Source organism: Mesorhizobium sp. B2-1-8 (genome assembly GCF_006442545.2).
Lineage (GTDB): Bacteria > Pseudomonadota > Alphaproteobacteria > Rhizobiales > Rhizobiaceae > Mesorhizobium.
Genome location: NZ_CP083952.1, coordinates 3,565,392 through 3,578,414 on the forward strand (window position 1 = coordinate 3,565,392; position 13,023 = coordinate 3,578,414).

14 protein-coding genes, 1 tRNA gene and 1 pseudogene are annotated in these 13,023 nt (G+C 62.1%); 8 read left to right on the top strand and 8 right to left on the bottom strand.

Going from position 1 to position 13,023, the window contains the following annotated elements; genetic code table 11:
* Nucleotides 1-19: 19 nt before the first annotated feature.
* Nucleotides 20-238 (bottom strand): hypothetical protein, encoded by a 219-nt coding sequence (locus tag FJ970_RS17410; protein ID WP_140761483.1) that lies wholly within the window; start codon nucleotides 236-238, stop codon nucleotides 20-22.
* 62 nt (nucleotides 239-300) lie between these two features.
* On the opposite strand from FJ970_RS17410, the gene FJ970_RS17415 reads away from it, so the two are divergent.
* The 4 genes from FJ970_RS17415 to FJ970_RS17430 all read left to right on the top strand — a co-directional run bounded on the left by FJ970_RS17415 (nucleotide 301) and on the right by FJ970_RS17430 (nucleotide 5,438).
* A complete protein-coding gene (locus FJ970_RS17415) occupies nucleotides 301-801 on the top strand; it encodes a (2Fe-2S)-binding protein (protein ID WP_140761480.1) in 501 nt (166 codons plus the stop codon).
* 109 nt (nucleotides 802-910) lie between these two features.
* A complete protein-coding gene (locus FJ970_RS17420; RefSeq protein ID WP_140761477.1) occupies nucleotides 911-3,259 on the top strand; it encodes a xanthine dehydrogenase family protein molybdopterin-binding subunit in 2,349 nt (782 codons plus the stop codon).
* A 95-nt stretch (nucleotides 3,260-3,354) separates the two neighbouring features.
* Complete coding sequence (locus FJ970_RS17425; protein WP_140761474.1) at nucleotides 3,355-4,152, top strand: FAD binding domain-containing protein; 798 nt, start codon at nucleotides 3,355-3,357, stop codon at nucleotides 4,150-4,152.
* Between the two features lie 263 nt (nucleotides 4,153-4,415).
* Entirely contained in the window at nucleotides 4,416-5,438 is a 1,023-nt protein-coding gene (locus FJ970_RS17430; protein WP_140761471.1) for an acyltransferase family protein, read from the top strand.
* A gap of 105 nt (nucleotides 5,439-5,543) precedes the next feature.
* Here FJ970_RS17430 and FJ970_RS17435 read toward each other — a convergent pair whose 3' ends face one another.
* Entirely contained in the window at nucleotides 5,544-6,032 is a 489-nt protein-coding gene (locus FJ970_RS17435; protein WP_140761467.1) for a GNAT family N-acetyltransferase, read from the bottom strand.
* On the bottom strand, nucleotides 6,029-6,787 hold the full coding sequence (locus tag FJ970_RS17440) for a copper homeostasis protein CutC (RefSeq protein WP_227791817.1): 759 nt from the start codon (nucleotides 6,785-6,787) through the stop codon (nucleotides 6,029-6,031). Before FJ970_RS17440 ends, FJ970_RS17435 begins: the two co-directional genes overlap by 4 nt.
* A 203-nt stretch (nucleotides 6,788-6,990) precedes the next feature.
* On the opposite strand from FJ970_RS17440, the gene FJ970_RS17445 reads away from it, so the two are divergent.
* Nucleotides 6,991-7,419 (top strand): SRPBCC family protein, encoded by a 429-nt coding sequence (locus tag FJ970_RS17445; RefSeq protein ID WP_140761462.1) that lies wholly within the window; start codon nucleotides 6,991-6,993, stop codon nucleotides 7,417-7,419.
* Nucleotides 7,420-7,523: 104 nt separating this feature from the next.
* The gene (locus tag FJ970_RS17450; protein WP_140761459.1) at nucleotides 7,524-7,979 is read left to right on the top strand and encodes a carboxymuconolactone decarboxylase family protein; all 456 of its coding nucleotides are present in this window, start codon (nucleotides 7,524-7,526) and stop codon (nucleotides 7,977-7,979) included.
* 80 nt (nucleotides 7,980-8,059) lie between these two features.
* Here the strand turns inward: FJ970_RS17450 and FJ970_RS17455 are convergent.
* Nucleotides 8,060-8,492: pseudogene (locus tag FJ970_RS17455) on the bottom strand (cupin domain-containing protein).
* Between the two features lie 1,004 nt (nucleotides 8,493-9,496).
* Here FJ970_RS17455 and FJ970_RS17460 point away from each other — a divergent pair.
* Nucleotides 9,497-9,727, top strand: a complete 231-nt coding sequence (locus FJ970_RS17460; RefSeq protein WP_140761456.1) for a type IV toxin-antitoxin system AbiEi family antitoxin domain-containing protein — start codon at nucleotides 9,497-9,499, stop codon at nucleotides 9,725-9,727.
* Between the two features lie 41 nt (nucleotides 9,728-9,768).
* Here FJ970_RS17460 and FJ970_RS17465 read toward each other — a convergent pair whose 3' ends face one another.
* The 3 genes from FJ970_RS17465 to FJ970_RS17475 all read right to left on the bottom strand — a co-directional run bounded on the left by FJ970_RS17465 (nucleotide 9,769) and on the right by FJ970_RS17475 (nucleotide 11,921).
* Nucleotides 9,769-10,242 carry a methyltransferase family protein gene (locus FJ970_RS17465; RefSeq protein WP_140761452.1) on the bottom strand — a complete coding sequence of 158 codons (474 nt, stop codon included), beginning with the start codon at nucleotides 10,240-10,242 and terminating at the stop codon, nucleotides 9,769-9,771.
* A 57-nt stretch (nucleotides 10,243-10,299) separates the two neighbouring features.
* A complete protein-coding gene (locus tag FJ970_RS17470) occupies nucleotides 10,300-10,941 on the bottom strand; it encodes a glutathione S-transferase family protein (protein ID WP_140761449.1) in 642 nt (213 codons plus the stop codon).
* A gap of 83 nt (nucleotides 10,942-11,024) precedes the next feature.
* Nucleotides 11,025-11,921, bottom strand: a complete 897-nt coding sequence (locus FJ970_RS17475; RefSeq protein WP_140761446.1) for an NAD(P)/FAD-dependent oxidoreductase — start codon at nucleotides 11,919-11,921, stop codon at nucleotides 11,025-11,027.
* 110 nt (nucleotides 11,922-12,031) lie between these two features.
* Between FJ970_RS17475 and FJ970_RS17480 the strand changes: the two genes are divergently transcribed.
* On the top strand, nucleotides 12,032-12,703 hold the full coding sequence (locus FJ970_RS17480) for a TetR/AcrR family transcriptional regulator (RefSeq protein ID WP_140761444.1): 672 nt from the start codon (nucleotides 12,032-12,034) through the stop codon (nucleotides 12,701-12,703).
* Between the two features lie 89 nt (nucleotides 12,704-12,792).
* Here the strand turns inward: FJ970_RS17480 and FJ970_RS17485 are convergent.
* Nucleotides 12,793-12,867: transfer RNA gene (locus tag FJ970_RS17485), tRNA-Asn, on the bottom strand.
* Between the last annotated feature and the right edge of the window lie 156 nt (nucleotides 12,868-13,023).

The window sequence follows — 13,023 nt, forward strand, 5'->3', positions numbered from 1 at the left end:
TAACGCGTCAGTGAACTGGTCAGCGGCGTTCTCCCGCATTTCCTCCGACGCCTTCTTGTGCGCGGCTTTTCAGTGCTTCTGGCGCGCGGGCGACGAAGGTATTGTTGCCGCCAAGAGGCGTTTTGGCAATGGGGCCGCAGGAATGCACTTTGGTGCCTTGGCCATGATCGAAAGTACAATGATCCGCCTTTTCCCTTGTGTTGTTTTTTGTGCGTTGTGCGGTGTACGAATAACGCATGGCCGAAGTGCCAGCGGCGCATCGGCAGCGTGATGACCAAGATTGACACCCAGGGAGGGGTTATGTCGGACGTTTCGTTGATGGTGAACGGCAAGCGCGTCGGCGGCGCCGTCGAGGATCGAACGCTGCTCGTCCATTTCCTGCGGGAGAATCTCGGCCTGACCGGAACCCATGTCGGTTGCGACACCTCGCAGTGCGGAGCCTGCGTCGTCCATGTCGACGGCAAGGCGGTCAAGTCCTGCACCATGCTGGCGGTCCAGGCGTCCGGGTCGAACGTGGTTACGATCGAGGGCCTCGCCGACGGCGCCGACCTGCATCCCGTCCAGGCGGCCTTCAAGGAACATCACGGTCTGCAATGCGGCTTTTGCACGCCAGGCATGATCATGGCTGCAACCGACATGATCAACCGTCATCCCGAAGGCCTCGACGAGGCGACGGTGCGGGCAGAACTCGAAGGCAATATCTGCCGCTGCACCGGCTACCACAACATCGTGAAGGCGATCCTGGCCGCATCGAAGACGATGTCGAAGGGGGCCAAGGGCAAGGCGAAACAAGCAGCATAGGCAGTAGGCAGTAGGCAATAGTGAGTGGGGCAAACATCGATATGACCACGAGCCCTCCCATTACTGCCTAACCCCTACTGCCTATCCCCTAAATTCGGGAGGAATTCTGATGGGCATCGAAGGTGTTGGCGCTCGGGTCGCGCGCAAGGAAGACAAAAGGTTCATCACCGGCGCCGGCCGCTATGTCGACGACATGGTGGTTCCCGGCATGAAGCACGCGGCTTTCGTGCGCAGCCCGCACGCGCATGCGCAGATCAAGAAGATCGACGTGAAAATGGCTCAGGGCATGCCGGGCGTCATCGGCGTGCTGACCGGCAAGGAACTCAAGGCCGACGGTATCGGCAACCTCATCTGCGGCTGGATGATCCATTCCAAGGACGGTACGCCGATGAAAATGGGCGCATGGTCGCCGCTGGCCGTCGACAAGGTCCGCTATGTCGGCGATGCGGTCGCGGTGGTGGTGGCCGAAACCAAGGGCCAGGCACGCGATGCGGCCGAGGCGATCGACATCACCTACAAGGAACTGAAGGCCGTCGTAGACGCGACAAAGGCGCTCGAAAAGGGCGCGCCGCAGGTCCATGCCGAGGCCGAGAACAACCTGATCTTCGACTGGGAGATCGGCGACGCCAAGGCGACCGATGCCGCCATCAAGGCGGCGGCGCACGTCACCCGCATGAAGATCGTCAACAACCGGCTGGTGCCGAACGCCATGGAGCCGCGTGCGGCGCTCGGCCATTACGACAAGGCCGAGGATCATTACACCTGCTGGACGACATCGCAGAACCCGCATGTCGCGCGGCTGGTGATGAGCGCCTTCTACAATGTCGCACCCGAAAACAAGCTGCGCGTGATCGCGCCGGACGTCGGCGGCGGCTTTGGCTCCAAGATCTATATCTACCCGGAAGAGATCGTCTGCCTGTGGGCCTCCAAGAAGACCGGCGTGCCGGTCAAATGGGTCGCCGATCGCACCGAGAGCTTCCTCACCGACGCGCATGGCCGCGACCACGTCTCGACCGTGGAAATGGCATTCGACAAGGACAACAGGATCACCGGGCTGAAGGTCGACACGATCGCCAATCTCGGCGCCTACATGTCGCTGTTCTCGTCCTGCGTGCCGACCTATCTCTACGCGACGCTGCTGTCAGGGCAGTATGACATTCCCGCCATCCACGCCAATGTGCGCACCGTCTACACCAATACGGCACCCGTCGACGCCTATCGCGGGGCAGGGCGGCCGGAAGCCACCTATCTTCTGGAACGCACGATGGAAGCCGCGGCACGCGAACTCGGCGTCTCTCCGGCCGAACTGCGCCGCAAGAACTTCATCACGACCTTCCCGCACCAGACGCCGGTGATCATGAACTATGACGCCGGCGATTATGCGACTTCGCTCGACGCGGCCATGAAGACCGCCGATTATACAGGCTTTGCCAAGCGCAAGGCGGACGCGGCCAAAAAGGGCAAGCTGCGCGGCATTGGCATGAGCTGCTACATCGAGGCCTGCGGCATCGCGCCGTCGGCCGCGGTCGGCTCGCTCGGCGCTGGCGTCGGCCTGTGGGAATCGGCTGAGGTAAGGGTCAACGCCGTCGGCACCATCGAGGTGCTGACGGGGTCGCACAGCCATGGCCAGGGGCACGAGACGACCTTCGCGCAACTGGTCAACCAGCGTTTCGGGGTGCCGATCGATTCGGTTTCGATCGTACATGGCGACACCGACAAGGTGCAGATGGGCATGGGCACTTACGGCTCGCGCTCGGGCGCGGTCGGCATGTCCGCGATTGCCAAGGCGCTCGACAAGGTCGAGGCCAAGGCCAAGAAGATCGCCGCCCACCTGCTCGAGGCCGACGAGGGCGACATCGTCATCGAGAACGGCGAAGTCAAGGTCGCCGGCACCGACAAGAGCCTGCCGTGGTTCCAGGTGGCTCTGGCCGCCTATACCGCGCACAATTTGCCGGCCGGCATGGAGCCAGGATTGAAGGAAACGGCGTTCTACGATCCGGCGAACTTCACCTTTCCGGCGGGCTGCTACATCTGCGAGGTTGAGATCGATCCGGAAACCGGAACGACGGAGATCGTCCAGTTCGTAGCGGCCGACGATTTCGGCAACATCATCAATCCGATGATCGTCGAAGGCCAGGTGCATGGCGGCATCGCCCAGGGTGTCGGCCAGGCGCTGCTGGAAGGCGCTCACTATGACGCCAGCGGGCAACTGCTGACGGCGAGCTACATGGATTACACCATGCCGCGTGCGGACGACCTGCCGTCGTTCAAGGTCTCGACGTCGAACACGCCATGTCCGAGCAACCCACTGGGCATCAAGGGCTGCGGCGAGGCCGGTGCCATCGGCTCGCCGCCGGCGGTGATCAATGCCATCACTGACGCCATCGGCATCGCCGATATCGCCATGCCGGCCACACCGTCGACCGTGTGGGCCGCGATCCGTGCGGCGAATGAGTGAGTAGGGAGTAGTGAGTAGCGAAAAGGGTCCAGCTCCTGCGGCGGCCATTCCCTACTCACTACTGACTACTGCCTAACCACCTAGGGGAGGATCCCATGTACGCAGTCAACTACCACCGCGCCGCCTCGGTCACTGAAGCCGCCAAGCTCGTGAAGAGCGGCGACGCCAAGCTGCTCTCCGGCGGCATGACCTTGATCCCCGCCATGAAGACGCGGCTGGCGGCGCCTTCCGATCTGGTCGACCTGTCACGCATCAAGGAGCTGCAGGGCGTCAAGGTGTCAGGCAAGACGATCACGATCGGCGCTGCCACCACGCATTTCGACGTCGCCAATGACGAGAAGCTGCGCAAGGCCTGCCCGGCGCTTGCCCATCTGGCGTCGCTGATCGGCGACCCGGCGGTACGCCACAAGGGCACGATCGGCGGTTCGATCGCCAACAACGATCCGGCGGCGGACTATCCGGCCGCACTTCTGGCGCTGGGCGCCACCATCATCACCAACAAGCGCGAAATGTCAGCCGACAAGTTCTTCAAGGGGCTGTTCGAAACCGCCTTGAAGGACGGCGAGATCATCACGGCGGTCCGCTTCACCGCGCCGGCGAAGGCAGCCTACGAAAAATTCCGCAACCCGGCCTCGCGCTACGCGATCGTCGGCGTGTTCGTCGCCAAGGGCAAGGACGGCGTCCGTGTCGCCGTGACCGGCGCAGGCGACGACGGCGTCTTCCGCTCGAAGGAGATCGAGGCCGCACTTGCCAAGAGCTTCGACGCGGCTTCGCTCAATGGCGTGAAAGTGCCGGCGAAGAACCTGATGAGCGACATCCACGCTTCCGCCGACTACCGCGCCAACCTTATCGCGGTCATAGCCAAGCGCGCGGTGGCGGCAGCCAACGCCTGACGCAAGATCATTGCGGACACGAAAAGGGGCTGTCACGGCCCTTTTTCGTTCCTGGCGCTGTGGCTGCCCAGTTCCCGGCGGCGGCCGCGTCCCATCCTTGCTTGAAGCAATTGCGGCCCTGCTTGCCTCGGAATTGCACCGGCGCCAATCTCGCACTTGCACAAACTTATATTGCACTGCAGTATGGGGCGGGGCGGGAATGCGAGCCGGGTTCGGATTGCGTACCGCCGTGCCCTTTCGCATGCCAATGCGAAAGGATCGGCATGTCCGAAATTTCCGCGGCCCAATTGGTTCCGTCCCGAGCGATCGCCGACCGATCGGCCAGGATAAGACTGGCCTATCTCGATGGCTGGCGCGGCCTGTCGATCGCCCTGGTGCTGATCGGGCATTTTTTTCCCGTTCCCGGCATCAATCTGGGCGTGCTGGGCGTCGAATTCTTCTTCGTGCTCAGCGGCCGGCTGATGGCCGAAATCCTGTTTATCGAACGCTACCCGCTGAAGAAATTCTTCAAACGCCGCTTCTCGCGCATCTATCCGGCGCTTCTGATCTTCGTCGTCGTCGGCATGATCGCGCTCTCCGGCACGTTCATCGCCTTCAAATGGAAGGCTGCTCTGACGGCGCTGACATTCACCTACAACTATGCCGGAATTCTCCTGAACCGGGCCGGCGCACTCGACCACATCTGGTCGCTCTGCATCGAAGAGCATGCCTACATCATCCTGGCGGCGGTCAGCGCAATCGTTGCCAGCCGCAGCCGTGTCATCCCGCTGCTGCTGATCCTGGCTCTGCTGGCCATGGCCAATGGCGCGGCTTCCTACTGGTTCCTGCACATGGATTATGAAACCACGTACTGGCGCACCGACGTACACATCGCCTCGATCCTGCTGTCGGCCGCGACCTGCCTGCTCAAGGCCGACGGCAAGCTGCCGGCCTTGGTGACGGGTCCCTACGTCGCCGTTGCGGCGGCCGTCGGGGCGGTTTTCCTGTTCACCGACTCGGTGCCGACACCGATCCACTACCTGATCGCGGTGCCATTGCTTGCGATTGCCGTCAACGCGCTGGATTTCAGCACGCGGTTCTTTTCCGGATGGCTGTCATCCTTACCGATGACGACACTGGGGCTGTGGTCGTATTCGCTCTATCTGTGGCAACAGCCCTTCTACAAATTCGTCTACGAGCAGGGCAGCAATCCATGGCCGATGCTGGCCGGGGTTTTTGCCTGCGCGCTCTGCAGCTACTACCTCATCGAGCGCCCATCGCGCGAATGGCTCAACCGCAACTGGTGAATGAGCGTCGCCGATTTTTCCATGTGGCCAGACGAGAGGCCGCACGGCCGGATTGGCGGAACGCCATGTGAGTTTCTGCTTCTTCAAGCGGCGAGCGCCACCGGATCAGGCGGCGATCTGCCTGACGTAGTAGCGCACCGCCTTCTTGCCGCCATGGATCACCGCGTCGCCGACTTCGGCGAAGCCGAGGGCGGCGTGGAAGGCATCCGAGGCGGGGTTGGGCGGGTCGATGTTGACCTCGCAGGTGACCAGCGTATGGCCGGCGCTCTCCGCATGGTCGAACAGGTCCCGATAGAGCCGGCGAGCATGGCCGCGGCCCCTTGCGTGCGCCGCGACGACGACGCGGTCGACATAGATGAAGCGTTCATATCGCTCGCGGAACCAGACGAAGTTCGGGCTGTCGTAGTTTGCGTCCTGGTCGAAGGTCATGATGAAGGCTTCGAGATCGCCAATGCGGCGTGCATAGAAGGACTCGCCGAGCAGGAAGGACAGCCGTTCGGCTTCGAGCCACGACAATTCGGCGGCGTGTTCGTTGTTGAGCGCCAGAATGGCGGCTTCGTCGTGCTGCGCTATGCTGTCTATCGGAGAGGTCATGCCTTGGCCGCCGCGATTGTCGCCGCCACCAGCGGTGTATCGGTCAACGTGTTGCGATACTCGCGGTCGAGATCGGAGCCGCCCATGCCGACCTTGGGATTGCGGTAGCGCATGGCACTCGGCACGTCCTTGAGGGCCGCGAAATGCATTTCGGCCAATCCGGTTTTTCCTCGCACCTCGGCGATGTTGCCGAGATCGAGCCCGCCGCAGCCAAGGATGATGATGCGCTCGCCGGCCTGCCGGACCAGCTCCGCCAGCAATGGCAAGCCCTCGACTGCGGTGTCGCGCTGGCCGCTGGTCAGCACGCGGCCGACCTTGCAGCGGATCAGCGCTTCCAGCGCCTCGGCCGGATCGCGCGTCATGTCGAAGGCGCGGTGGCAGGTGACGCTCAACGAGCCCGCGGCCTCTGTCAATTCGCCCATGCGCTTCTCGTCGATGGTACCGTCGGCATTCAGGCAGCCGAACACCACGCCGGGCACGCCGAGCTCGCCGAGTGCGGCGACATCGGCCAGCATCGAGCGGTATTCGGTCTCGCTGTAGAGAAAATCGCCGCCACGCGGCCGCACCATGACGTGGAACGGCACGGTCGCCTGGTCGAGTGCGGCGCGCACCGTGCCGAGGCTCGGCGTAATGCCGCCCTCGACCAGGCTGGCGCAGAGTTCGACCCGGTCGGCGCCCGCGGCCTGCGCGGCCAGCAGGCCATCGATGCCTTCGACACAGATTTCAATCAGCGGCGGGCGAGTTTTTGTGGTCAAGGGGTGATCCAGTTCACGATGCTATCGAGAGCCCTAGCACCAGGACGGCTGACGCGAAAGCGTGAACGCCACGTCGCCATTTGGACCAGTTGGCAGATTCCTTTCTTGACAGTCGCATAACCGAAAGGTTATGAATTACGTATAGCTGGCGGGTTATTGATTGCGCGTGCGTGGCACGACGACAACAACGAGAGGAGCAAGGCATGACGGAAACCAAATCGATCGTCGTCGAAAGGCTGATTCCATATTCGGCGGAAAAGATATGGCGCGCGCTGACCGTGCCGGCACTCGTCGGCGAATGGCTCATGCAGAATGACTTCGCTGCGCAAGAGGGGCATCGCTTCACATTCCGTGCGATACCAGTTCCCGGATGGTCTGGCGTGACGAACTGCGTGGTGCTGAAAGTCGAGGCGCCGCGGCTGCTGGCCTACAGTTGGGGCGATGGGACGGAATCGGACAGCGGGTTGAAAACCGTGGTGACGTGGTCACTGACGCCCGAGGGTGTGGCGACCCGGGTGCGAATGGAGCAGTCGGGATTCCAGCCGGCCGACGAGCGTGGCTATGTCGGCATGGGAAGTGGTTGGCCGCGCATTCTCGAACGGCTCGAACAGATTACCGCAAAACAGGCCTGATACGCGGCAGGCAGCCAACAGTTTCATCAAGTTCGAAACCCTGGATGCGAGGCGTCCGGGCCGGGAAAACACGCCCGGAGAAACAATTCAAAAGGAGAAGAATCATGCGAGCAAGGATCAAGAACCCGGTGATGCTCATCCCCGGTTCGGTGCAGGCGCTGCTGGCGCTGGACAAGTCGACCGAGGCGGCCGACGTGCCCTATGTGACGCGCAAGCTCATTCATCTGCGCGCCAGCCAGATCAACAACTGCAGCGCCTGTGTCGACATGCATGCGCGCGAATTGAAGAAGGCCGGAGAAAAGGACGAGCGCATCTTTGCGCTGGCGGCATGGCGGGAGACCCCGTATTTCACCGATGCCGAGCGCGCGGCATTGGCGTTGGCAGAAGCCGGCACTAGGCTCGCCGACCGGCCGGACGCGGTGCCGGACGATGTCTGGGACGAAGCGGCCCGCCATTATGACGAAAAGGCGCTTGCCGCACTGGTCATCCAGATCGCCCTGATCAATGCCTTCAACAGGCTGAACGCAACGACCCGGCAGCCGGTTGGCGCCTGGGGCTAAGCGCCTGGTTCGAATGGTCCGCGAGGCAAGGGCGGGGGGCATTGCCTTTCCGCCCACCGGGCGGGGCATAGCCTTGGTGGCTACTGGCGCAATTCCGTATTCTTGACGCCTTCCTCGACCTGATCGATCACCAGGAGCTTGACCGTCCCGTCGCCAATGTTGGTGGCCTGATGCCACTGCCCGATCATCTCGATGATGAAATCGCCTGTCTTGTAGGTGTTGCTGTTGCCGGTCTCGACATTTGGTGACCTTCAGCGTTCCAGCCTCGACATAGGCGTAGCGCGGGAAGGGGTGGCGATGGACCGGCAAGGTCGCGCCGGGTGCGATGTCATAGGTCGAGACCAGCACCTGCACGTTCTTCCGCGGCAGCGTGATCGGTTGACCGGATGCCGTGGTGGTGCGTGATGCCAGCGGGGTGACGATGACGGGGGCGTCGCTGCTGTCCAGTGCCAGGGCACAATTCGCATAAAGTGCAGCCGCGGCCAGCAGCAGCGCTACCAGGATTTTTCGCATGATTCCTCCACGGCCGCAGCATTGCTCCGGAGATTCCCCATGTGCAAGCCTGCCGGCGAGAAATCGGCTCACGCTATAGGCCCGGCGGCTTTCGGCTGCTCAGGTGGCCGGGCTTTCTTCGTCTGTGGCAGAAAAGTCACGCAACCCGGATATAAAGCGCTGCAACTGGCGCGCGCTTATTATCCAGCTAGGCGAGGCGTATCGTCATCTTGGGTAAAGGGGGCCGTTGACCGCACGCACGTGTCATTTCCTCCCATGAACTAGCGCCCGCTACGCAAAACGTGGCGGGCGTTTTCTTTACTTCAGGGGCGTCACGGCCCGGGCGGCTTCGGCTTCCCGGCCTTTAGACAATCATTGGCCTACCATCAACATGCATGCCGCCAACACATCGCGGATGGTCGTTGTTTCCGTTGCGCACGGTGGAGCGAATGTAGACGCAACACAGGCTTGTATGTCAGTGTTATGGGCGTCGTAGTCTTTGCCCGTCGCGGTACTTGTTCCGATGATCAAGTCTGAGACGAAGCCAAGACGGTTCGATTCCGATGACCCGTTATATTGGTCGCAGGTCGAGGTAGGTGTCAGCGCGCCGAAATCGCCAGCCCATTGACGGCAGCGATATGAGAACCAGCAAGCATCCGGCGATTGCGCCTCTGATCATAATCGACCAGTGAGAAATTGAGCGCGGACATAGAGGAGGAGGCCCGGGACGAGCAGGGCGAGGCCTTTGGCGATCTTAGACAGGTCTTCCACCTCGAACCCCATGCCGAATCGCTCCTTTCATTGGGGCGCTCTGGCGCGCAAAAGGGTAGCGGCTCAAGGAGCGTTGCGGCCTGCTCCACAGCACAGATGTAGCCCGTGTTGTAGCCGAACGCGAGTTTTGTCAGCCACGTTGACGGGGATTGGCGAGGCTAAGTTCTTTGAGATGTTGGCTCCCCGGGATCGACGAAGCTGAGAAATTCGAATTCGCGATTCCCCTACGCCAGAATGCGCCCTCGGTGACGAAGATGCGCAAACGTGATCGTGACCGCGCAGAAGCCCTACGCCTTGCTGGCGGGCCAAAGCCGACGCTGAGAGACCGAGCTGCGGCCCTCGCTCGCGAACGTGGCGAGGTGCGAACGGCTGAACTGACAGCAATCGGCATTCCCCGCTGCTACCTAGCCCGGATGTGCGATGAGGGCTTGCTCATCAAAGTCGGTTATGGAGTATATCGGGCCGCCAAACGTGATGCTGCTTGATGCGTATCCCGTCGCCGTCTTGTGCGGTGATCTCGCGACGGTCAGAGCCAGCGGCGAACCTCGGCCTTGTAGCGGCGGTAGTCGTCGCCGAACTTCGCTTCGAGATAGCGCTCCTCGCGGGCGATCACCTGCGTCTGAATCGCGATCAGCACCAACGGGAGCATGGCGAACGCGATCGGCCCGTCAAAGCCGATCGCAAGGCCGGCATAGACAAGCGCCATACCGAGATACATGGGATTGCGGGTCCACCGATAAGGACCGGTCGTTGCGATGAGGGTCGTCGGCCGCGACGGCGGAACGTTGGTGCCCAAACGCCGGAATAGGCCCGCCGCCGCAAGCATCACCGCCGCGCCGGCAACGAACAGCAGCGCGCCTGCTGCGACCAGCAACCGCCAGTCGATGCCGAAAGAGCGCAGGGCGACGAACCGCTCCGCCGCCAACCCCAACAGCAGCGCTCCCAGATAGATGAAGGGCGGAGGGAAGCGCACACCCGCGCTGTCCGGTTCGACGGCCATGCTCATCTCCAATCTGTGCTTTCAAAACGGCGGCCCCAGAATCAACGCCTCGAATTACTACTGCAGGACTTGTTTGGCGCTCGGGCGTCCGCTCACATGGGCGAACCACTGGACGAGCTTGTTCTTGCCATCGAGGATCGCTTCGCCCTCTGGCGTTATACGCAGCCGGTCGAAATGCGGCATGAGGCGGATGTCGGCCAGACTAAAGGTTTCGCCGGTGAGGTAGGGTGCCGCAATCAGAGGCTCAAGCGCCTCAGCGCAGCTACGTGCCATGGGCACGGCCGCGTTGACCCGTTCCATGTTGGTGGGCTGGCCGAGGAAGGTTGGCGCGACCACTCGCTCGAACCCAATGCCGCCCCAGGATGGGCCCAGGTAGCAGTCGATAATGCCGATGATCTGATTCATACGCGCCCCTTCGCGCGCGTTCGTCGGCTGGAGCGCCGGACCAGGAAACGTCTGGTCCAGATAGCGCAAGATGGCCTGGGTTTCGAAGACTTCGAAGCCATCATGCTCAAGCACCGGAACCTTGCCGAACGGATTCCGCGCAAGATGCTCCGGCGTTTTCCATGCCGGCGGCATCAAGCTGACGAACTCGTATTCCACACCTTTCTCGGCGAGGCCAAGCATCGCCCCCCGCACGTTGGGACTACCTGCCGTGCCATAAAGTTTGACGCTCATCCCAGGACTGGTCGTATTCATGAGGGTCACTTCCCTTCTTGCTTTAGATTGGAGCGCCGCCGCTCGGGTTGGCTAATTGGGACCGGAGAACGCAAATTCTGCTCTCAAACCAGCATCGACTGCTGGGCGAAGATACCTGCCATCGCGCCGTGCGATGATGCCAGGGTGACCGATGGCGGCGTAAGGGGGTTGGCGAGGTCGCCGGCGGCGTAGATGCCGGGCGTGCTGGTTTCGCGGCGCTCGTCGACCTTGAGGATGATGCCGAGGGGCGTATCGACCGTGGCGAGGTCCAGTGATTCATGCAGGCTTGCCGCCGGCTTGTTGCGCGGATGCGCGAACAGGATGTCGACCGCGACATTTGGGCCGGTATCGAGCTTGACGGTGGCGTTATGGGCCCCGTGATGCGCGATCTCGATGATCCGGCCATTGACGACAGGTGTGTTGCGGCGCGCCAGATCGGCCCGGATATCGGGCGGAATGTCATGACCATCGGCGAAGACCGTCAACCTGTCGGTCCAATCGTGGAACAGCCTGACCTGATTGTGCGACTGCCGGCCGGACCAGACGAGGCCCCAATGCTGGCCGGCGACTTCAAAGCCGTCGCAATAGGGGCAGGGCACGATGGACTTGCCCCAGCCTTCGGCAAAGCCCGGAACATCAGGCATCTGGTCGGTGACGCCATAGCTCAGGATCAGGCGACGCGCCGCAAGGCTTTCGTCATCACCCGTGAGGACGGAGAAATCGTCGATGGCGCCGGAGATGCTGACGGCCCGGGCATTGACCAGCCTGACCGTGGGATAACGCGCCAGTTGCTGCCGCGCCTCGGCCAGGATGTCCAGCGGTGGCTTGTGATCGTGGCCGAGCAGGCCATGCGAGTGGCCGGCGAAGCGATTGCGCGGCAGGCCGGTATCGAGAACGGTGACCTTGCGGCGGGCACGGCCGAGCTGCAGGGCGCCGGCGAGACCGGCAAAGCTGCCGCCGATGATGATGACGTCATCCATGATGGGCTCCGTTGCAGGACAGGTTGAACCCATCCAATGGCTTGCATATTTCGGACACTGCATGGTATCGTAATTCAAGAATTAGGATACTGTCAAGGACTTGAATTGTCGTGACCGAAAATAGCCACCGCCGGCGCGGCCGGCCCGCCAACGAGGCGCTTGGCCAAACGATCCTCGACGCCGCGAGCGAACTCTTTGTGGAATTGGGTTTTCAGGCGACGACGTTGGACAAGGTCGCCCAGCGGGCGAAGATCTCCAAGCTCAGCATCTACAGGCACTTCGAGAACAAGGAAGCGCTGTTCAGCGCGGCCATGGCGGCCGGCTGCCATGGGTTTGCACAGGCCCTTTTTGAAGGTGTCGACGGTTCGGCCGAAGATCAGCTCATGGCGGTGGGATCATCCCTGCTTCGCACCCTGTTGAGGCCGGACGTCCGCAATGTCGAAGCCATGATCATGGCCGACACGACCAATCAGAAGTCGTTAAGCGAGCTCCATTACGAAGCCCGCCCCGCCCATATCATCGCCCAGATCGAGGCCCTGTTGCGTCAGTTGCACGCGAAGGCGATGCTGAACGTGCCCGATCCTCTCCAATCCGCCCGCTTGTTTGCCGCGCTTTTCAAAGGATGCGATCTCCTGATTATCGCACGCTTCGATGAGGCGAGAGCAGAGAACGACAACGAAATCGAATCCTATTGCCGGTCGGCCGTCGCCATGTTCGTCGCCGCGCACGGTGGCAACGACCACGCGGGCGGACAGCCTAGACGAGGATCCTCGATGTTCTGACACTCTGGAAGCAGGACTATCGAGATCAAAGAGTATGGGAGAAATTGCACGCTGGCGCGCAGCATCGCGCCATGGCGTAGAAGAGGCCGTGGCTCCCCGGGCCGGATTCGAACCAGCGACCAACCGGTTAACAGCCGGTTGCTCTACCACTGAGCTACCGGGGAACGGAGGCTCTTTGAGCAAGTGGCGCAGCCTATAGCAAACCCGTTTCGGCTTTGCAAAGCAGCATTTCGCATTTTTCCGAGACTTTTTCGCGCGGCGGTTTCTCGCAATCGGCCTTGCCCACCCTCATATTAGCCGTCTTGGCGACAGGTGTGGAA

What these genes read in the sequence shown, in the direction of transcription:
- FJ970_RS17410 (WP_140761483.1), bottom strand. Translation starts at nt 238, where the DNA reads ATGCGTTATTCGTACACCGCACAACGCACAAAAAACAACACAAGGGAA.
- FJ970_RS17415 (WP_140761480.1), top strand. Translation starts at nt 301, where the DNA reads ATGTCGGACGTTTCGTTGATGGTGAACGGCAAGCGCGTCGGCGGCGCC.
- FJ970_RS17420 (WP_140761477.1), top strand. Translation starts at nt 911, where the DNA reads ATGGGCATCGAAGGTGTTGGCGCTCGGGTCGCGCGCAAGGAAGACAAA.
- FJ970_RS17425 (WP_140761474.1), top strand. Translation starts at nt 3,355, where the DNA reads ATGTACGCAGTCAACTACCACCGCGCCGCCTCGGTCACTGAAGCCGCC.
- FJ970_RS17430 (WP_140761471.1), top strand. Translation starts at nt 4,416, where the DNA reads ATGTCCGAAATTTCCGCGGCCCAATTGGTTCCGTCCCGAGCGATCGCC.
- FJ970_RS17435 (WP_140761467.1), bottom strand. Translation starts at nt 6,032, where the DNA reads ATGACCTCTCCGATAGACAGCATAGCGCAGCACGACGAAGCCGCCATT.
- FJ970_RS17445 (WP_140761462.1), top strand. Translation starts at nt 6,991, where the DNA reads ATGACGGAAACCAAATCGATCGTCGTCGAAAGGCTGATTCCATATTCG.
- FJ970_RS17450 (WP_140761459.1), top strand. Translation starts at nt 7,524, where the DNA reads ATGCGAGCAAGGATCAAGAACCCGGTGATGCTCATCCCCGGTTCGGTG.
- FJ970_RS17460 (WP_140761456.1), top strand. Translation starts at nt 9,497, where the DNA reads ATGCGCAAACGTGATCGTGACCGCGCAGAAGCCCTACGCCTTGCTGGC.
- FJ970_RS17465 (WP_140761452.1), bottom strand. Translation starts at nt 10,242, where the DNA reads ATGGCCGTCGAACCGGACAGCGCGGGTGTGCGCTTCCCTCCGCCCTTC.
- FJ970_RS17470 (WP_140761449.1), bottom strand. Translation starts at nt 10,941, where the DNA reads ATGAATACGACCAGTCCTGGGATGAGCGTCAAACTTTATGGCACGGCA.
- FJ970_RS17475 (WP_140761446.1), bottom strand. Translation starts at nt 11,921, where the DNA reads ATGGATGACGTCATCATCATCGGCGGCAGCTTTGCCGGTCTCGCCGGC.